15 protein-coding genes are annotated in these 20,462 nt (G+C 55.4%); 5 read left to right on the forward strand and 10 right to left on the reverse strand.

The window, feature by feature from the left end; all coding sequences use genetic code 11:
* Positions 1–29: 29 nt before the first annotated feature.
* The 4 genes from ABEA92_RS19940 to ABEA92_RS19955 all read right to left on the reverse strand — a co-directional run bounded on the left by ABEA92_RS19940 (position 30) and on the right by ABEA92_RS19955 (position 5,393).
* Complete coding sequence (locus ABEA92_RS19940; RefSeq protein WP_345685716.1) at positions 30–1,637, reverse strand: DUF1549 domain-containing protein; 1,608 nt, start codon at positions 1,635–1,637, stop codon at positions 30–32.
* A 723-nt stretch (positions 1,638–2,360) separates the two neighbouring features.
* On the reverse strand, positions 2,361–2,948 hold the full coding sequence (locus tag ABEA92_RS19945) for a histidine phosphatase family protein (RefSeq protein WP_345685609.1): 588 nt from the start codon (positions 2,946–2,948) through the stop codon (positions 2,361–2,363).
* Positions 2,945–3,667, reverse strand: a complete 723-nt coding sequence (gene rpe / locus ABEA92_RS19950) for a ribulose-phosphate 3-epimerase (RefSeq protein ID WP_345685610.1) — start codon at positions 3,665–3,667, stop codon at positions 2,945–2,947. Before rpe ends, ABEA92_RS19945 begins: the two co-directional genes overlap by 4 nt.
* A gap of 721 nt (positions 3,668–4,388) precedes the next feature.
* A complete protein-coding gene (locus ABEA92_RS19955) occupies positions 4,389–5,393 on the reverse strand; it encodes an NAD-dependent epimerase/dehydratase family protein (protein WP_345685611.1) in 1,005 nt (334 codons plus the stop codon).
* A 528-nt stretch (positions 5,394–5,921) separates the two neighbouring features.
* Here ABEA92_RS19955 and ABEA92_RS19960 point away from each other — a divergent pair.
* Complete coding sequence (locus ABEA92_RS19960; RefSeq protein ID WP_345685612.1) at positions 5,922–6,764, forward strand: sialate O-acetylesterase; 843 nt, start codon at positions 5,922–5,924, stop codon at positions 6,762–6,764.
* Between the two features lie 85 nt (positions 6,765–6,849).
* Positions 6,850–9,147, forward strand: coding sequence for a DNA helicase RecQ (recQ, locus tag ABEA92_RS19965; RefSeq protein ID WP_345685613.1), 2,298 nt, complete (start codon positions 6,850–6,852; stop codon positions 9,145–9,147).
* A 28-nt stretch (positions 9,148–9,175) separates the two neighbouring features.
* Here the strand turns inward: recQ and ABEA92_RS19970 are convergent, their stop codons facing one another.
* The 5 genes from ABEA92_RS19970 to bioA form a co-directional block, all read right to left on the reverse strand.
* Positions 9,176–9,784: a class I SAM-dependent methyltransferase gene (locus ABEA92_RS19970; protein ID WP_345685614.1), complete on the reverse strand. Its 609-nt coding sequence runs from the start codon at positions 9,782–9,784 to the stop codon at positions 9,176–9,178.
* Between the two features lie 17 nt (positions 9,785–9,801).
* The gene (locus ABEA92_RS19975; RefSeq protein ID WP_345685615.1) at positions 9,802–12,075 is read right to left on the reverse strand and encodes a beta-galactosidase trimerization domain-containing protein; all 2,274 of its coding nucleotides are present in this window, start codon (positions 12,073–12,075) and stop codon (positions 9,802–9,804) included.
* Positions 12,076–12,252: 177 nt separating this feature from the next.
* Positions 12,253–13,473 carry a DUF1559 family PulG-like putative transporter gene (locus tag ABEA92_RS19980; RefSeq protein WP_345685616.1) on the reverse strand — a complete coding sequence of 407 codons (1,221 nt, stop codon included), beginning with the start codon at positions 13,471–13,473 and terminating at the stop codon, positions 12,253–12,255.
* A gap of 230 nt (positions 13,474–13,703) precedes the next feature.
* The gene (locus ABEA92_RS19985; protein ID WP_425572468.1) at positions 13,704–14,309 is read right to left on the reverse strand and encodes a sigma-70 family RNA polymerase sigma factor; all 606 of its coding nucleotides are present in this window, start codon (positions 14,307–14,309) and stop codon (positions 13,704–13,706) included.
* 89 nt (positions 14,310–14,398) lie between these two features.
* The gene (bioA, locus tag ABEA92_RS19990) at positions 14,399–15,856 is read right to left on the reverse strand and encodes an adenosylmethionine--8-amino-7-oxononanoate transaminase (RefSeq protein ID WP_345685617.1); all 1,458 of its coding nucleotides are present in this window, start codon (positions 15,854–15,856) and stop codon (positions 14,399–14,401) included.
* Positions 15,857–15,999: 143 nt separating this feature from the next.
* Between bioA and ruvB the strand changes: the two genes are divergently transcribed.
* From ruvB to ABEA92_RS20005, 3 genes are all read left to right on the forward strand, one after another.
* Complete coding sequence (gene ruvB / locus ABEA92_RS19995; RefSeq protein ID WP_345685718.1) at positions 16,000–16,971, forward strand: Holliday junction branch migration DNA helicase RuvB; 972 nt, start codon at positions 16,000–16,002, stop codon at positions 16,969–16,971.
* 302 nt (positions 16,972–17,273) lie between these two features.
* On the forward strand, positions 17,274–18,350 hold the full coding sequence (queA, locus tag ABEA92_RS20000; RefSeq protein WP_345685618.1) for a tRNA preQ1(34) S-adenosylmethionine ribosyltransferase-isomerase QueA: 1,077 nt from the start codon (positions 17,274–17,276) through the stop codon (positions 18,348–18,350).
* A gap of 238 nt (positions 18,351–18,588) precedes the next feature.
* On the forward strand, positions 18,589–19,194 hold the full coding sequence (locus ABEA92_RS20005; protein WP_345685619.1) for a phosphoesterase: 606 nt from the start codon (positions 18,589–18,591) through the stop codon (positions 19,192–19,194).
* 250 nt (positions 19,195–19,444) lie between these two features.
* Here the strand turns inward: ABEA92_RS20005 and ABEA92_RS20010 are convergent, their stop codons facing one another.
* Positions 19,445–20,026 (reverse strand): hypothetical protein, encoded by a 582-nt coding sequence (locus ABEA92_RS20010; RefSeq protein ID WP_345685620.1) that lies wholly within the window; start codon positions 20,024–20,026, stop codon positions 19,445–19,447.
* Between the last annotated feature and the right edge of the window lie 436 nt (positions 20,027–20,462).

Below are 20,462 nucleotides of genomic sequence, written 5' to 3' on the forward strand. Positions count from 1 at the left end.
GCGGTCCAAGGGAACGGAATGACGCAAACCTAGTGCTGCATGATAAATTCGTTGGTGTTCAAAATCGCCCACCACATGTCTTGCAACATCTCTTTTTCGTTTCCTTTGCGGGCCACCATCAGTTTGCCCGCAATCGTCATCTCGTTTTTGTTGGGACGCCGCGCCAAACCGGCCATGAACAAATCGGTCAAACGATCTCGGGGCGACCGCCCACTTTGCGAAAGTTGATCCAAGAAGCTGCCGGGTTTGATGCTGGTCGCGTTTTTGACCAAGTCGCCGTTGAACAACATCAATGCTTGCGGGATCGATCCGTTAAACGTCGTCGCTTCGTCGCCTTCGTCCGTTCCAAACGCGACAACAAATTGTTGCATCCATTCGCGACGTTGACGCTCTTGTTCTTCATAGCTGCCGCCACCTCCGGCATTGGTCGAACTGACCAACGATTGGTAGAGCTGTTCGGCACTCATTTGACGAAGGTAGAAACGCGAGAATTTTGGCATCTCGCCAATGCTCGGATCGTCGATCTCGTTGGCCGGTCCCAACAACGCCTTCAATTGGTAGGGGCGGCTGAGCGTGATCCAAGTGATCAGCTGCTTGGTGTCGTAACTGTTTTTGCGGAACTCTTTTGCCAAATCCTCTAACAATGCGGGATGCGATGCTGGGTTGTGCGGCCCTAGATCATCAATCGGTTTGGTGAAGCCAAAGCCAAGGAAATGCGACCAAATTCGATTGACCGCCATCTTGTCTAGGAATTCGCTTTCCAACATCAAGCGGCCAAGTTCTTGGCGGCGATTCACCTCGCTCACATACCCGCTCTTGGCAATCTCGGTGCCGTCGGTGAATACCGGGTACGCAACCTTGGTCAATCCATTACGCAGTTCGTAGAACACCAATGCATCATTGGGGTCCCCGGCTTCACCGGCGAAGTCTTCGCTTACCAATTCAGCGTGGTCGATGTCTCGTGTGCCGTCAACGAACCGTCGCAGCGAACGTGTTTGCCGAAAGAACGAATTGAATTCCCAGAACTTTTGTTGTTTCCACTGGTTGAACGGGTGGTTGTGACACTGAGTGCACTGGACTTGTTGGCCGAGGAAAATTCGAGAGGTGCTGCTGGTTGCCAATACCCCGTTTTCGTCGTTGACCTTGTCGACCAGAAAGTTGACCGCTCCGTTGAATTTGTCGGTTCCTGGTTTGGTCGTGCCTTCGGCCGTGACCAATTCGTAAACCATCGTGTTGTACGGTTTGTTCGTCGCAAAGGAATCGCGAAGGTATTTTTGCATCCCATCGCGGCTGGTCATCGATCGTCGATCGGTTCCACCGGAGCGGCCGATCAGCACGTTGGTCCAAATCGACCCCCAATGATTCGCGTATTCTTCGGTGTACTTGTCGTCATACAGCAGTTGATCGACCAGTTTCGCTCGCTTGTCGTTTCCCTTGCTATCGAGGAAGGTTTTCAACTCTTCGAGCGTCGGGATACGGCCGATCACGTCCAAGTAAACACGGCGACACCAAGTGGCATCGTCGACTTCCGGAGCGGGGCGAATCTCGTAATCACGCCACCCTTGTTCGATCGCATCGTTGATCAACGCTACTTGGCTAGGGACACTGTCGGCGGCCGAAACCGTCGCCCACGACATGCTCATCGTCGCGGTGATTAAAACCATCCCGATGAAGCCATTTGTCATTCGGTGTCGCTGTGTCGCTCGCATCATTGCAGGTTTTCCGCTAGGCATGGTGAATTGCAGTCACCCCCCAATGTGGAAGTCCAAGCACAGGGCCATCTCCTTTGCCCCGCAGCAGGGGCGTGCACTTCGTTTTGCACAAAAATCGCAAAATCAAGTTGCACTCGCCAAGGTCTTGATTGCACGAGAAGGTCAAAACAGGCGGAGATGGCGATGGTAACGCGAGGTCTTGTGTGAACAACGACCGCGACGGTGTGATGCATTTCCAGGGTGACAATGTAGTAACGTCGAGCAATCCGAGATGTACTCGCTCGCTCGGGCACAACCCCTATTCTATTAGCGAAATTCGCGGCTCACAAAGATGGAAACGCGCCGAGATCGTCTTGAGAGTGAAAAAGTGACCTTTTTCTAACGAAATTGCAGTCTGAAGGCCCACCACGGTCAATCCATGGCATCGCTCGAAGTCGCACAATCGGGGGGGCGACCATCTGATGACGAGACCCGACCGCGGTCGCATCACGCGACAATCGATCCGGCGGGGGCGACGGAATGGGGGAATTCGTCGCCGCCCCGGCAATAAGAATGGATCAAACAATTCGAGCAAAGGATCGGCTCAAGCAATCCGATCAAGCAATCGGATCAAGCAATCGGATCAACGATGTCGATCCACGCGTTGGATCACACCACCTCGGATTCGATTAGATTCCAGGTTCCTGAATCGGTTTCGGATTGCCAAAGATTGGGCAGCGGCTCGCCGCTTAACAAGCTTTGGATGATGGTTGCCATCGGGTCGGGAGCGACGATGGCGACAATTTCATCGCGGCTTTTCTTGGCTGCTTTGCGGACCGCTTTTAGGACACGCGACCGCGCCTCGCGAATCGTTTCTCCGCCTGGCGGACAAATGTCGTCGGGGGATTCGAGCCCGGTGCGATACACACGCGGCTGGTTCCGACGCACTTCTTCGATCAATTTGCCGTGCCACAGCCCGTGGTCGATGTTGCGAAACACGTCGACGACTTTGATCCGAATGTCACGTCCCTTCGCCAAACGAGCGGCCGTTTCACGCGCCGATTCGCAGGGCGAGGTGTAGATCGTCTTGAAACGAACCTCCGCAAGTTCGGCAGCCAACAGATTGGCTTGTACCGTCCCACGGTCGCTCATTGGCATATCGAGCGAACCTTTGATTCGTTGCTCGTCATCGAATTTGGTCGCGCCGGGACGGACGACCAACACTCGTGACATCACTGGCATGCGAAGCGTGATCATGAATCTGCTCCTTTTAGCCCGTTGCGGATTGGCCTATCGGCCGCGGCAATCGCCGCATCCAATTCCGAGATCGCGACCCCGTAATCGTCGGCACGGAAGATCCCCGAACCCACGACAAACAGATCGCAACCCGCCTCGCGAGCTTGACCAATCGTTTCCTCGTTGATCCCGCCATCGATTTCAAGCAGCAAATCAGGGTGGCTCTCACGCAGCAGCTTCAATTTGTCGAGCGCCACGGGATTGAATGATTGGCCGCCAAAACCTGCGTTCACACTCATTACCAACACCATGTCGACCTCTTCTACGCACGAATCGAGGTCTCGGATCGGTGTGTCCGGATTCAACGCCACTCCGACGCCTACACCCAATTTTTTGATTTCTCGTGCGGTATGGACCGCATCTTCGACGGCTTCGACGTGAAACGTCAGCATGTCCGCCCCCGCTTCGACCATCGGTCGTGCGTACTTTAGCGGGTCGCTGATCATCAGATGCACGTCCAACGGCAAATCCGTATGCCGACGCAAACCTTCAATGATAGGCATCCCGTAGGTCAGGTTCGGGACGAAGTGCCCGTCCATCACATCCAAGTGCAATACTTTCGTCCCCGCGTCCGCCAATCGAGCCACTTCGGATCGTAAATCACCAAAGTCACAAATCAGCATGCTCGGCAATACTGCCGGCGCCGCGTCTCGGATCGTATCGAGCTTCGCTCGGGTCATTCACTTTCTCGCAAACGTGTCAGGGTTCGACATCACCTTCCATCGGCGATTCGCTTCTTGCGATTCCATTCTTACCGAAGCGGCAAGGGAATCGGGAATGATCGATCGGAACCATCTAGGGTTGGGCAAGGTGGTCGGATCAATCACGTCGAATTGATCGCAACAGATTGATCGCGTGAGCGGCCGTTTGTCAATTCGCTGATTTGTCGAGAATCCACCCAATTTGTGGGGTTTCGTTAATCTCGTGTCTCTGATTCCCGTAAAAAATCGGTTCCAGTCTTTCGCAAGGGCGCTCACGTTTCCCTTAAAAGTTTTTGAAATCGAGCGGCGACGGCCGTCACAGAAGCGGTTTGCTACTATTTTGCTGCCGCGTGCCAAGCGAATGGTCAAGTTTGCGCACAATCCGATTCGATCGGTTGTGCTGAAATCACGAGCTCGATCGATCGCAGAAATGCCGTGATTTGCACAGTAAACACGCTTTTTCCCACCTCCGCAGCCCTGCCGATCCAGCAAAACCGCAGTTGAGATCGGGATCCAACCACACTCTCCAAACGTCGCTGGACCGTAAAAACAGGTCCTTTTTTGTCGTTGGACCCGTGCGGACAGAGTTCGGGAGTGGTATTGCCTGCGAGGTGATGCGCAGGCGAACGGCCAAGCAGTGCATCACCGGTGGGGCGGATGGGAAAGTCCAGCGGGGCGGCAGCAAGAGTCCCGCGGGAGATTAGGCTGGGATCCGCTGAGAAGATTGATGATGCGTTTGGATCCATTTGGCTGCATCGTCAAGCGTTTCGTTCAGGTTACGAATCGTGTACCCCAATTCGTTTTTCGCTCGAGAGCTGTCGTACCAATGAAACATCCGGCTCATTTGGATGACGGCGCTATTCAAATCGCCTTCTTTGCCTGAGAACAACGAGAACGCATCGCCCAATTTCCCCGCGATCCACAATCCGGCAGGACCGGTGGGCATCAGCGGCGCTCGGGAATTCATCCGTTCGGCGATCTCTTTCCAGAGTTCGAAATAGGTGACGTTTTCTCCGGCCAGGATGAATTGTCGCCCGTTGTCGCCGCCACGTTCGATTGCGGCGATGGTTCCGGATGCCACGTCGCGTGAATCGCACAGACTGCATCCGCCGGGCGGTGCCAACGGACGCCACGCACGTCCCACTTCGATCATCATCCGGCCGCTACTCGGTTTCCAGTCCCACGGGCCGAGCATAAACCCGGGGTGCACGATCGCCGCACGCAGCCCCAGCTCGACTTGCGCCAGCACTTCCTCGACGCCGGCACGTTTACTCTGCACATAGCTGCAGGGAATTTGGTCATTCGCAGTCGTGATCGGAGTCGATTCGTCCACGTTGGTCTTTCGTGACCCAATCGCCAACGTGTCGACGGTTCCGACGTGAACCAGTTTGCGGTCATATTGCCGGCATGCTTCGGCAATCACGCGGGTTCCATCACGATTGATCTGCATCGATTCGTGCAGCCGCGTCCATCCAAGATGGATCAGACCGGCCGAGTGAATGACGGCATCACACTGAGCCACCCCTTGCTGGATCGTGTCGGCGTCGCGAATGTCGCCATGCAGAAATCGTGAGTTTAGTCCCGAGAAGATTTCTCGATCGGGTTCGCCACGCACCAACGCAACCGTTTCGTGTCCCGCAGCTTCCAACTGCCGGAGCACGGTATTTCCAAGCAAACCGGTTCCGCCCGTCACAAAGACTCGCATGATTGAATCTCTTTTATTATCGATAGGTTTCGGGGTGAGCAGTGATGATCCATTTTAGGCCAAACCGCACGCAGAATCTTGTTTTTACTGCTCAAAGCATCTTCACAGCTCACTGCATTCTCTACGCTGCGATCGAGGCCCCCTTCGGCAGAAGCCTCCTTTTAAACCTATCGGCACGAATTCGGCTGACCTGTAAAGGCGTCGCCACAGAACGCCCGGGAATCGAGAAACGAACATCCCCGGCCGCGGTTCGAGTTGGCTGTGGGGCTGATTCGGTTTGCACAAAGGGTTCCGAAGGCAAATCACAGGCCAAGCTTTAGGCGTTTGTCTAGAATTGTCCCATTTCTTGAACAATTACTCGCTCGAACATCAACTTCGCGAACCTTCATCGAGCGAAACGAGAGTCAGCGAGTGCCAACGCGGTTCCGATACAGCCAATCCCGCTATAACAATAAAGTCGGTCACCGCTGCCGATTCCCCCACATCCTGAGAAATTTCCAAGACGAGGAACTTTGAATGAGATTAGCCATGATGAAATGGAAACCCGCGAGTATCGTTTGCTTGTTCGTGTTGATCGCAGCCACCCCGGCATGGTTACGTGCGGCCGATTACGACGTGTATCTGTTGGCGGGCCAATCAAATATGGACGGACGTGGGCAAGCGAGTGAGTTGACCGCGGAGCAGCGTCAACCGCGGGATCATGCCATCATCTACTATCGAAATCCGCCAAAGTCGAGCAACGGATGGCAACCGCTTGGGCCTGGATTTAGCATCGCGCCAAAGTACAAAGGCGATGTGCCGTCGCCCACGTTTGGTCCTGAATTGGGCTTTGCTCATGAAATGTTAAAGACACAGCCGAGTCGTCGATTGGCACTGATCAAAGGTTCCAAAGGGGGCACCAATTTGCGATCGGATTGGAATCCCGGGATCAGCGGTGACCCCGAAACTCAAGGGCCTCGCTATCGCGATTTTGTCGAGACCATTCAGATGGCGACAAAGGAGCTGAATCAGCGGGGGGATTCCTTTACGATTCGTGGGTTGTTGTGGCATCAAGGAGAATCGGATTCAAAGCTCACGACCGAGGCGTATCAAGAACGATTCCTACAGTTTGTCCATCGTCTTCGCCAAGATATCGAGGTGCCGGAGCTTCCCGTGGTCGTTGGGGAGGTGTTCGACAACGGGAAACGCGATAATGTCCGTGCCGCGATTCGAGCGATCGGCAATCGCGGTCCGGGGTTCGGGTTGGTCACCTCCGATGGCACTTCCACATGGGACGAAGGAACGCACTTTGACGCTGCGAGCCAGTGGTTGTTGGGACAGCGTTATGCCGCCGCGATGCAAACGATTCAGCAAGCGAATTCCAATCCGTGATGCGGCGCGACGACGATCCGATTTTGCGGCAATGCGCCGCCGCTATTCGTTTGCGGTTCGGTCGCAAAGTGTTAGGATCGAGAAGATGCGTTCCTCGGTTAGTGGCCGGATAGGTAGCGGACGCAGTGACGATCCACTCGCAGGAAAGATGATGATGACTCAGGACGCTTCCACCGCAGTTTCACCGAGCGGCGCCGGCGTGATGGGGCCGGTTCGTCAAGTTTTGCAGGACGTCTGGGGGTACGACTCGTTTCGACCGCTGCAGGAAGCATCGATTCGCAGCGTGTTGGACCGCCGTGATAGTTTGACGGTGTTGCCGACCGGCGGCGGGAAATCGCTTTGTTTCCAGTCGCCAGCGCTTTGTATGGATGGAATGGCGGTCGTCGTTTCGCCGCTGATTTCGTTGATGAAGGATCAAGTCGACGCGCTGCGTGCGTGTGGGGTCGCTGCGGCATTTATCAATAGCTCGCTGACGCAGGCAGAGAAACAATCCGTTGCCGAACAGATCCGTGCGGGTAAAACCAAACTGCTGTATGTCGCTCCGGAACGATTGCTATCGAGCCGGATGCTCGATTTTTTGCACCAGACGACGATTTCGTTTTTCGCGATCGACGAAGCGCACTGTATCAGCAATTGGGGGCATGACTTTCGTCCCGAATATCGCGGGCTGCGTGTTCTAAAAGAACAATTTCCTGCGGCCGCAGTGCACGCTTACACCGCAACCGCTTCGCAACCGGTGCGAGACGATATCGTCAACCAATTGGGGCTTGAGAATGCAGAGGTCTTGGTGGGCGATTTTGATCGTCCTAATTTGACCTATCGCATGCTGCGTGCAAACGGACGGTTGCAGCAGGTCGTCGACGTGATCGAGCGGCATCGCGGCGAATCCGGAATCGTGTATTGCATTAGCCGCAAAGAGGTCGAGCGAACCGCAGCAGCGCTGAATCAATTGGGCACCGTTGCCCTGCCCTACCATGCCGGCATGAGTGACGAGGATCGCAAACAAAGCCAAGACGCATTCATCAAAGAAACGTGCGATGTGATCGTCGCCACGGTTGCTTTTGGGATGGGGATCGATAAATCCAACGTCCGATTTGTGGTCCACGCGGGGATGCCAAAGTCGATCGAGCATTACCAACAAGAAAGCGGTCGTGCCGGGCGAGATGGTTTGGAATCCGAATGCGTTTTAATCTACTCCGGTGGCGACGTCGTCACGTGGAAAAAGATCATGCAGGGCGATGCTCAAGCGACCGCGGGCGGCGCGCTACAATCGCTCGAAGCGATCAATCAGTTGTGCGGTAGCCCGGTGTGCCGCCACAAAGCTTTGGTTGAGTATTTTGGCCAGCCTTATCCGCACGAAAATTGCGGGGCTTGTGACGTTTGTCTTGATGAGATTCAACTCGTTGACGATCCCATCACCTTGAGCCAAAAAATATTGTCGTGTGTGTTGCGAGTGAAAGAACGCTTCGGCGCTTCACATGTTGCCAAGGTCCTCGTCGGATCCACGGAACAGCGGATCGTCCAGCTCGGTCACGATAAACTCAGCACCCATGGGTTGTTGGCCGACGACGGATTGGACGCGGTACGGATGTGGATTGATCAATTGGTCCAACAATCGTATTTGCAGCGCACCGGGGAATACCAACTTGTTTCACTTTCCGAATCCGGTCGTCGGTTGCTGCACCGCGATGGGAATCCACGATTGAGTGTCCCTGGTAAAGCCAAACGCTCACGCAGCCGCGCCGTGTCGGTCGATTCGTGGGACGGAGTGGATCGCGGGTTGTTCGAAGCATTGCGGAGTAAGCGAAGTGCGATCGCGTCGGAAAATAACGTGCCCGCCTACATCGTCTTTGGTGATGCCACGCTGCGTGAACTTGCTCGCGTTCGTCCGACAACGCTCGAGGCGTTTGGCAAGATCAAAGGCGTGGGCGATCGCAAATTGGCCGATTTTGGCGAAACGTTTCTCGAGCCGATTCGTGCGTACAGTGAAACGCACCAGCTCGAAATGGATGTGAAAACCGTTCCCGCCCCATTGGCCACTGCACCTCGCGCGGTCTTGCCCAACGCAAATTCGATTTCGGCATTCGATCATTTCCGCCGTGGCGAGTCGATCGAAGAGGTCGCTGAAAAATTGGGGAGAGCGGTTTCGACCGTGGTGGGGTATCTGCAGGATTTTTTGCGTCAAGAAAAAATCACGGACCCATCGCCTTGGGTGGACAAGTCAACGCGTGATTCGATTCTCGCCAATTTGCCATTGGTCGCAGAAGGACGAATCAAACCGATGTTCGAATTTTTTGAAGGCAAGGTCTCTTACGAGGCGATTCGCATCGTGTTGACGTGTCACCAAAACAGCGAAACGCCCGCCGTATCGGAAGCCGAATGACAGTCACCGGTTTCACCGTTCGCGTCCTTTATTCGCGTCGCTGAAGTCGCAATTGGTTGCGTCCGTCGTACGTTAGCAGCAACGCACCGTCGGCGGCAAATTGGTCAAAGATGGCTGCGAAATACTGCTGCTCGCCCGGCCATGGAAAGGCGAAAATCAAATCGAACTCGTCGATGGACTTTCCCAACCTCTCGTAGGCACTCGGGCTGTCGATATCGACGTTTTCAAAATCGTGGATGATCGATTCGATGATGCTGCGGTCCTCGGGCAAAAAGCTGCCCTCGACAAATTCGGCGTCAATGTCAAAGTCGTCCGCAAGACGCCGCGATTGATCAATCAAGTCCTGCTCGACTTCGATTCCCACTGCGTCCATACCCTCGATCGCCGCCAACATCGTGACGACACCAAAACCGCTGCCCCATTCCAAAAATGATTCGCCGCAAGCGAGTCGGTTTTCAACCAACCAGCGGATGGCGGCACCGACCAATTCGAAATCCGATACGACAAAGTTGTGAATCGTGTCTCGGCGATTTCGGGTGAATGCATCCACTCGCGAGTTCGCTTCTTCAATCAATTCGAAATGTTCGTCGGCAGGCAACTCATCACGGAAACTCGGTAAGGAAACATTCTTTAACATACGATGAACTAGGGCGGTTAGCGTGACTGCATTCCCGTGAACCGCAATACCGTGGCGGACTCGGGATGCCAATCAAATAGGATCGGTTGCCCTGGATCGTACTCGTTGCCGCTGCGAATATCGATTGCACGTGTATAAGAAAAATGAGGCTTCAGCGTGACTCGCTGGGGACGAAACACCAATTTCGTCGATCCCGCGTCGTTGACACTCGCTTGGCGAGACGGATTGCCAATGATGACCAGGTAGTCTTCGTCGCCACGCCGCCAATGAAGGATCTCTGCCATCGCGGCGGACTCGCTTGATTGCAATGTGGCTTTGATGCGAAGTCGATTGCCGATCGCGTTTGCCATCGCTTTCCTCAATTGGTCGCCTTCGCTCGATATTCGGTACGTGTTGTCAAAATAGGCGAGCAACGACAAATTCATATACAGAGTGCGACCACGACCACGTTGCTTTGCATAAAACGTGATGGGGGGCTTGGTTGGATTATCCAGGTCGGCGTGGGGTGAGTTGATGTTGGCTGAGGTCCCTCGTTCGACGATCATGCCGCCCGCCTGCTTTTCAGCGTCCGCGGGCAATCGCTCGAGGAAGGGCTGGTTGTACTTTTCGCCGTTGATTTCGCTGACGGTGTGGCCATCAAAGTAGCCACGGGACTCATCGCGTTGGATGCCAAACAAATGATCAAGTTTGCCGTGCAATCGGCCTTTGGGGTCGACTCTCGCTTTTCCATGCGAATCCAAAATCGCGGTCCAGTAGTCGGCAATCGCGAAGCCGCCGCCATCGACAAAGGCTTGGATGCGATTACAGGCCGCATCACTGATCGCCATCGTTCGTGGTAGGACCACGACGTCAAAATCCGAGCGGTCCAGCATTCCGTTTTCGAGGTCGTCCACTCGGATCCATTGTGCTTGAATGCCGAGATCCTCGAGCAATTTGTTCCACGCCACACGGTTCTTGCCCGCACTTGAGCAGGCATTGTCGAGGCTCGATGATCGTCGCGGCCACGTTTTGCCGTGTACCAATGCGTCGGCGGCCCACGATGCTTGAACGCTCTCGTGCGAATACACCATTGCCACTCGGTCGTGAATGCGGCGAGTTTTAGGATCGGTTAGAAACGCAAGTTTTGGAGCTTGGACTTCACGAAATGTCGACTGCAGTGCTTTGACCGCAGGGTGAATCGATCCGGCACCGAACCATGGTCGCCCCTTGATGTCAGGCCATGCGATGGCGCCCGCGTTGCCATGAGCCAAGTAGTACCACAGCATCCATTGGTCGGTTGCGATATCGCCAGTGGCAAAAAAGGTTTGCACGATCGGTTTGCGCGATTCGCTCCAAAATGAGGTTAGCAATTCATTGGTGCCGCCGATGTCATACGATTCGATCCACTGCACCGCGTTGGTGATTTTGCTGTAGTCGTAGCCGCCGAAGGGACTTGGTTGTTGCCCGCCCACGATTCCGACCGGCACGCCGGCGGAGCGTTCCGAGCCATGCCGGACCAAACGAGCAATCGCACTGCTAAATTGGTCATCCATGTAAGTGCGCCAATCGATCCAAGGACTAAGATTCCAATCGGCAAATGCGGTGGTTTCTAGTGATGGGCGGATGGTTTCAAAGGACGTCGGTTGAATTTCAGAAAAATGTTTCCAATCGGAATTCCATTGCCGGTTCAGCTTTGAAATGGAGCCATATTTCGACTCGAGCCAGGTTTGAAAAAGATTGATCGATTCGGCAGAGGCATCGACTTCGACCGGATTGTTAAACGACGCCAAACTGATTTCGTCGTCCAGTGCGACCGCCGCGATCTGTCCTTGGTTCGCAACCGCGAGATTCACATCAAGCGTTCGGCACAATGAATCGATCGATTTCGCTGTGATCAAGCTCTGCGGTCGTGGTTGCAACGAACCATCGGTTTTTAGGTTCGACAACCCCGTCGCGTTGGTCAGATGCAACACCCCTTTGCCAGCGGCATGATCGACGTAGTAAGGCCATTTATGTTCGTTGGACCAACGGGTGATCGATTGTTTTCCCTCGCCTCGGTCTAGGTGAAATGCATTCAACCCGACCTGCTCGTAGAGCTTGTGGTCTTTTGTAGCATCCGTATGAAACTGCCATACGAAGATGCGAAATCGATTCCACGTCGCGGGACGGTTGACCGTTTCAATCGGCGTGAAGCCCTCGATGACGGAGGTCGCGACCTGAGGGTCTAGTTCCTCCGCGACCAGGGCTGTCGTTGGAACCAACATGACCAAACAAATGATGAAGATCAGCCGACGTTGGATTTCCGCGAGCATGAATCGAGTTCCCTGCGTAGTGGACGAATCACCAATCTGCAACGCTTTGGCGGTGCAAAGCATATTAGCATGCTTGTGGCGGCACGTTGTACGCGCTGAACGTGTCAACGAAAAACGCCGCATTTGCCTTAGCAAACACGGCGCGGATGAACGTGGGAATTGATTTGATCGATTTGTCTAGAAGTCGCCGGAAACGACTTCCTTGCCAGCACGCGTTCCCAATGCACCCCACAAACCGTAAGGGCTTGCGGATCCAGGCAACGTCGATGGCGGACCAGCGTTTCCTTCGATGTTGCTGACCATGCGAGTCGATTGGCTGCCGGCTTCAATCGAATCGGTAATGAATTTGACCGATCCATCGCCCATCAAGACGTGGCAACCGCCTTGGTGTCGGCTGCCAGCGGGCATCAAACCATAGTTTTTATCAGCGGTCGCTGAGGACGTTAGCGCGCCCGAGCCGTCAATGATGCCTTGGTTTGTCGAACATGCGGGCGAGTTCGGTGGCGAGATCGTTTGCATCGTCGAGTAGACGGGGTTGCCATCGGCCCAGCGAAAGCCGCGACCAAACGCAGCGTTTCCACCGTCTAGGATCGTGGCAGTGCCCGACGCCCAAAATTGCGGGCGATTGTTGTCTTTGCCCGTGCTGCAATCGGCTGGATTTATCCCGAGTCCACCGACCAGGGCGCCAGCCGCCTTGGCCGCGGTGCGCGTGTCGCGATCTCCAAGATCGGTTGCGATTTCACCCATCATGATCGTGTTGGCCAATCCGTCTAGGATGTCTCGGAATGCCGCTTTGTCACGCGGAACGAACACGCCTCGTTGGTTTGCTCGAGCCGCACCCGCAGCAGTGCTGCTGAGTGTCAGTAAATTGGATCGAGGCCCATGCGTCATCGAATAAGCACTGTCACCCAAACACGCGGCGTAGTTCGTGCGGGCAAGGCCGGGGCTACCGACACCCGGATCACTGGGGCAACGCAGCGTGGGCAATTCGGTCACCCACGGCGAATACGTCGTGACGTCCGGTGTTGGCCCCATGCTCTGGAAACCAGGCATAGGATTACTGATTTGTTCCCACAACGCCTGGGCTTCGACAAACGGGGTTAGCGCCACCAACATGCTGAGTTCTTGGCAATTGCCGTTTAGGTTGGATTGGTCCCACCCGGTCGCCATTGCCAACCCCGTCCCCGTTTTGTGTGTCGGTAATTGGTTGTACGCGGCGTGGTAATTGTGAATCCCCAAGCCAAGTTGTTTGAAGTTATTCCCACAACTCATTCTTCTCGCCGCTTCGCGTGCGGCTTGCACGGCGGGCAGCAGTAATCCGACTAAAACGCCAATGATGGCGATAACCACCAATAGTTCCACCAGCGTAAACCCGCGGCGGCGATTCTTATTTGACATGCAACTCAACATTCATCGTGTTCCTGGTCCAGACAGCTCTTGACGCAAAGGGGGCCGCGACATTGCGACTAACAAAAAACTCCTTCGCGGGCCGAGTTATAGGAGCCGGATGTTCAGAAGCAGGGACCAATCCAAGAAGATGCGATGAATGTTTGACTTGCCTGGGGGTGCCAGCGGCGCTGCGAGGGCGGTGTCGGTGGGAGGGGACGTGGTCGCCGTATGAGCCGAGTTTATGACTCGCCGAGTTGTTCACGCAACGCCTTCATGCCTCGGTGCAGCAGACCTGCGATTGCGCCGCTGGACTTGTCCAGCTGCGCGGCCACCTCGCTCAATTTCATGCCTTCGATGTAGTGCAATCGGATGGCTTCGCGTTGAGCCTCGGGCAGCTGCTCGATCGCCACGGCGATTCTTACCACGTTTTCACCGAATGCCACATTCTGGCTCGGCGTGGGACCGTCGCCTGCCAACAGTGCTTCGAGCCGCATCGATGACTTGGCCAATTGTTGCTGCATCGATTGTTCGCGTCGAACGTCTCGTTTGTCGCGATGGAAATCACGATCGAGATGGCAAAGGTGACGGGCAAGGATTTGTCGAAGCCAGCCGCGAAACTCTGCTTCGCCGGTGCCTCGGAATTGATCGATTGCCTGGACCGCTTGCAGCATCGTTTGCTGGACAATGTCGGATTCCCCGATTTTGGCCTGCAGCGCCCGCCGCATCTGCACTCGCGCAAGCATGCGAAGGTACGGTTCATAGCGAGCGACGATCGCCGGATCGGAGGTGTCGATCGGTGTTTGGTCTGCGGAGTCCGATGAGTCCGGCATCGATGAGTCTGGCATCACAGTGTTGGGTTCTCGGGGAGCGTGGCACGCAGCCGCAACGCAAAACATGGCTCGCGTGCTAACTTGCGGTTGATCCGCCGCATATTTTAGCCGATCTCTGCGAGCACTTCTTCGATGGCTTGGGTGACGGTTTTTGCCAGAAAACGCAGTTCGTCGTCCGATGCGACCAACGGCGGCATCAGCACGATGACGTCCCCGAGCGGACGGATCCAGACGCCGAGTTCAGTCGCACGCTCACACACCTTGCGTCCGATGAGTTGGTCGCTGTCAAACGGGGTTTTGCTTTCGCGATCGGCCACCAATTCGATTCCGACCATCAAACCGCGGCCACGCACATCCCCGACATGAGGATGGTCGGCCAGCGGAGCCAAACAACCGCGTAGAAATCGGCTTTTGGCGTCGATGGTGGCGGTCAAGTTCGTCTCGCGGAACAGATCCAACGACGCCATGGCGGCCGCGGCGGCAAGCGGGTTTCCGCCGAACGTGTGGCCGTGGTAGAACTGTTTCCGCTCGGATGACTTTCCTAGAAACGCCTCAAACACATGAGGCCGCGCGATCGTCGCGGCCATCGGCAGGTACCCGCCGGTGATCCCCTTGCCCATGCACAGGATATCTGGCGTGACCCCTTCATGGTCACACGCGAACATGCGTCCGGTACGGCCGAATCCGGTGGCAACTTCGTCCACGATCAGCAGCACGTCGCATTGATCGCAAAGCTCACGCACGCGAGCGAGCAAGCCAGGTGGATGCGTGATCATTCCCGCCGCCCCCTGGACCAACGGTTCCATCACGACGGCGGCAAGTTCGGTGTGGTGTTGCTTTAGTAGCGATTCAATCTTGCCCGCGTAAAAATCACAAGCATCGTCGCAGCGAACGCCATCGGGCAACCGATAGCTGCACGGCAATGGCCCTCGAACCGGGGTGAAAACGATCGGGGCAAACAGTTGGTGAAAGTACTTGATTCCGCCCAGCGAGACTGCCCCGGTCGTGTCGCCATGGTAGGCCGACGACAGTGCCAAGTAGCGAGTTTTGGAGGTCGAGGTAGAGCTTGTCGTCGAGGATGGCTCCGAAGCGGGCGTCGTGGTGGAGTGTTTCAAATGCCAATACTGCAACGCCATCTTTAGCGCCGCCTCGACGGCCGAGGACCCATCGCTGCTAAAGAAAACGTGTTTCAAATCGCCGGGGGTGACTTCGGCCAATCGCTCGGCCAACCGCTCGGTGATATCGGCCGACATGCCCAGCGTGGTGATATGGCTGACACGATCGAGCTGAGTTCGGATCGCGTCATCCATTTTCGGATGACGGTGGCCATGGACGTTGCACCACAGGCTGGCGACACCGTCAAAAAGTCGCTGTCCAGAGGTCGTCGTCAGCCAGCATCCCTCGGCGTGATCGATGACGATATTCTGGAAATCGGCCATCTGAGTGAACCCGTGCCAATGAAAATTTTGGCTTTCGGGGGGGGCAGCGACGCTGGTTTTTTCGAGCGTGAGTGGGGGATTGCCGAGAAATTGCGGTGGTTTATCAGTGATTCGTGAAGTCATCGCGAGAGTCGAGAGAATTTGCGGTACGCCAAACCACGGGATATCGTTAAAGTAGGAGGGCTAAGTCAACCAAGGGAGTGTAATGCATGGCCAGAGAAGCAGTCTACCAACAAACCGAACCTGAGTCGGAAACCGAAGCGTTGATGCCGAAAGAGCAGGACAATTCGCTGCGCCCTCGGCGGATGGACGAAATGGTCGGCCAGCAGGACGTCATCGAACGGTTGAAGATCGCAATCGACGCTGCCCAGGGCCGCGGCGAACCGCTCGGTCATATCTTGTTTGATGGCCCGCCGGGACTCGGTAAGACGACGTTCGCCACCGTGATTCCCGCCGAGATGGGGACGACGGTCGAAATGGCCAATGGTGCGGGGTTGCGAGCCCCCAAGGATCTGCTGCCCTATCTGACGAATCTCTCCGCCGGCGCTGTGCTATTCATCGATGAAATTCACCGGATTCCTAAATCGGTCGAAGAGTATTTGTACACGGCGATGGAAGATTTTCGCATCGACATCATCCTTGGCGAAGGCGTCAGCGCGCGGACGCTGAATTACGAATTGCGACCGTTCACGTTGATCGGAGCAACGACGCGGGCGGGGATGTTGAGTGCTCCGCTGAGAGACCGTTTTCAAATTCGCGAACATCTCGGTTGGTACAATCAATCGGAGTTGTGCGAGATCGTGCAACGCAATTCCAATAAGCTGAAAATCGCCATCGACGATGGTTCCGCAGGCGTGATTGCCGCGCGAAGTCGCAGCACGCCGCGGTTGGCGAACAATCGCTTGCTGTGGGTCCGCGATTACGCTCAAAGCAAAGCCAATGGGAAGGTCGATGCGGCGGTCACCGCCGCGGCGCTCGATATGATCGGGATCGATACGTTGGGGCTGGACAAGCAAGACCGCGGCTACCTCGATACGTTGATGCGGGTCTTTTTGGGAGGCCCGGCGGGACTCGAGGCGATCGCCCATACGATGAACGTCAGCAGCGACACGCTCGAAGACGAAGTCGAGCCGTTCTTGCTCCGCACCGAGATGATCGTGCGAACACGTCGTGGGCGGATGGCAACCCACAAAGCGTGGGAGCACATGAAGGTCAAGCGGCCCGACGCCAGCGCCTAACGTGCTGTGATTGTTCCCGTAGCGAAACTCGCCAAGAGTTTCGTCAGTCGCCCAATCTTTCCGCAGCGGAAGTCCTCCTTTCCGCAGCGGAATTCGCGGGCGGCTTGTTGATTTAGTCGTACGATGGACTTCCTAGTCCGTCGAATCCACCATTGACGGACTAGGAAGTCCATCCTACACCCCGTGCCGCAGGAACCTTCACTAAATCAACAAGCCGTCGAGGCTTTCGACATCCCCCCCCGCTTTTTCAAAGTCGCTTTGGGGGCTGCCGCGCACGCTCGACAAAAACTACACTGTCCGCGATGAGCGATATAGAACTATACGACTACGACCTGCCTCGCGAGCGAATTGCCCAAGAACCATTGGCGACTCGCAGCGATGCTCGATTGATGCTGGTGGATCGCAAAGCGGGCACGATTGATCATCACTACGTTCGCGATTTGCCCGAGCTGCTGAAAGCCGATGACACATTGGTGCTCAACAACACACGTGTGATTCCAGCGAAGTTGGTCGGTTATCGCGCCGAAACGAGCGGCCAGTGGCAGGGGCTGTTTTTGCGAGCCGATGCGGCGACCGGGGTTTGGGAAGTGCTGACCAAAACTCGCGGCACGCTCCGCCCAGGCGAAGCGATCACGATCAAAGACCGCGAAGGTCGTCCCAGCATGCAGTTGGTGGTGGTCTCGCGGACCGACGATGGGCACTTGTTGGTGACGCCGCGATTGCCTGGCCGAGACGAATCCGAGTGGCCTCGCGAACCGGCCGATTGGCTTGAACGTTACGGCCGAATCCCGCTGCCGCCCTACATCCGCGATGGCCAAATGGTCGACGCCGACGTGAAAAATTATCAAACCGTTTTCGCCGAGCATCGCGGCAGTGTGGCGGCCCCGACAGCCGGATTACACTTCACCGACAAACTGCTCGAGTACATCCGCACCGGTGGCACCGATATCCAAGAAGTGACGCTGCACGTTGGGATCGGCACGTTTCGTCCGATCGCCGTCGATCGGCTCGACGAGCACACGATGCACAGCGAGTGGGGCCAAATTGATGCGGCCACCGCCGAGACGATTCGCGCCCGCCGAGCGCATGGTCGCTGCATCGCCGTCGGCACCACCAGCGTCCGCGTGCTCGAAAGTGCAGCGAGAAACGCCGAAGGAAAACTCGAGCCTTGGACCGGCGCGACGGACCTGTTCATCAAGCCGCCGTTTCAATTCAAAGTCGTCGACGCGTTGATGACCAATTTTCATCTGCCTCGCAGCAGTTTGCTGGTTTTGGTCAGCGCGTTTGCGGGACGCGAATTGATTATGGAGGCGTATCAAAAAGCCATCGAAAGCGAATATCGCTTCTTTAGCTACGGTGACGCCATGTTGATCGTCTAGACCAAACGTTGTGAGGTCTTCAGAGACGGCGAATTGCGGCATTTGCGTTTCGTAGCTACGCTCGCCAGAGCGTGGATGGTTGCCAGCGAATACGGGTTACCACCTTCTGGCGAAGGTAACTACGAAAAAAATGCTTCGCAGCGTTAGTCTAGACCGCTGATTGTTCAAACGTCATGAGCGACGTTCATTGTCGCGCTGCCATGGCTTACTCTTTTCCGCAAATCGCGACCCGCTATTTATGTCTACTGAAGAACACATCCTGGTGATCCCCGAGTCAGTGATCAACTCAATCGGCGTGATTGACGGTTTTGAATCGGATGTCGATCGCTTCTTGCTGCCCATTCTTGCCAGCGACCAATTGTCGTTCCAACCGCGGACGCCGATGGAGACCGACCCTAGCTTTAAACAGTTGATTCCGTACGTGCTGCTGGAATGGACCGAGAGCGACGGGACGAAGAAATTGTTCACCTACACTCGCGGCGGTGGCGGCGGAGAAAAACGCTTGCATGCCAAACGCAGCGTTGGGATCGGAGGCCACATCAGCCGCGAAGATGCCGCCGACGGAGCCAATCCGTATACCACCGGGATGCATCGCGAGATCGAAGAAGAGATCCAGCTTCGCTCTCACTACCAGGAGACGCAAGAAGGTTTGATCTACGACCCATCCAACGAAGTGGGCAAGGTCCACTTGGGCGTCGTTCATCGTTTTGTCCTGGAATCGCCTGAGGTGCAAAGCAATGAAGCGGATCTAGCCGAAGGCGGTTTCGTCAGCATCGACGAGTTGAAAGCGGACATCGAGCAATTGGAAACGTGGAGCCAATTAGCGATCAAAGCTCTCTATTAGAGCTCTCTATTAGATCAGTGGTGCCGTTGCGAATGACGCGTCCGTTTTTAGATAGGCAGTTGCAACAAATTGATTAATCCTGCCAACTTGCGTTGAGAGGGGCGAGAATCGAACTTTCAGCGAGATTTTCGGCGAGGGCTGGTGGCACGGTGCTTGTACGTTGCCATCTCTATCACTCTATCCACAAAAAAACGACGACGGCATTTACCGTCGTCGTTCTGTTTTTTGTTACTACCTAGCCCAATGATTCTTAATCAAGAATCTTGTTCAGGTCGGCGATAACAGCGTCAACGTTTAGCTTCTTGGCGCTAGCGACGGCGTAGTTCGCTTTCACGTTGCCTTCGTTTGCCATCACGACCGTGACGTCGGCTTTGGGGTTGATGCCGTAGTTGTCAGGGCCGTTTGCGTTTTCGTTAGGAACGACAAAAGGAATGTTCTTGACGCTGGTGGTCGAAACAAACTTCTTGGCGATATCCGATGCATCGTCTTTGTCTTCGTTCAAAACGTTAACGAAAACGCGAAGTTTGGATTCTTCGTTCGACGCTACTGCTTCGTCAAGCTTCTTGACCAACTCAGCAACCTTCGGGTCGTTGCTGCGAGTGAAAACCATGACTTGGGGCTTCGAGCCGTTGCGGCAGCGGTAGCACAAGTTTTTGCCTTCGGCGACACCGTCGTCTTCAGCGCCTGCACATTTGGTGACGTAGAACGGACCTACCTTTTCACCCGGTTGCAAACCGCTCTTCAATCCACCTTTCTTCGCTGGCTGTTCCGCAGTTGCGGTGGTCGCCGAGACGAGAGCCAAAGCCAAACCGAGCACTAAAAAGTTCTTCATTCTATATCCTCATCAAAAGGGGGGCATTGTCGCCATGCTCACTCGGCATGGTTTCAACAGTTTTGAATCTTCCGCAAATTGGATCATCTAAAAGTGGTCGTCATCACAGACTGCTGTCCAAGCAATGACGATCGGGGTGACTTATCCGCCACCGTTTTGTTGGTCGTCTAAAATTTTTTCGCTTCGGGATCCACGCGGTGGCGATCCATCAAAGCGTCTTTGGCAGGAGGGATGACTCTCGCATGCTACGAGTTGAAGTGGGCTTAGGCAACGCTTCGGGATCACCGAATCGCAGGCAAGGCGGTATTATAGCGGACAGAAAAGTCCCACGGGGGTAGTGGGACATGCAAATCGAATGCACATTTTTAGTGGACATCTGCAGACTCGTTCTCCCGACAATCGACTTCCGTCCTTGCTGCCTCCGGGCTGATGCGGG

Source organism: Novipirellula caenicola, assembly GCF_039545035.1.
Taxonomy (GTDB): Bacteria; Planctomycetota; Planctomycetia; order Pirellulales; family Pirellulaceae; genus Novipirellula; species Novipirellula caenicola.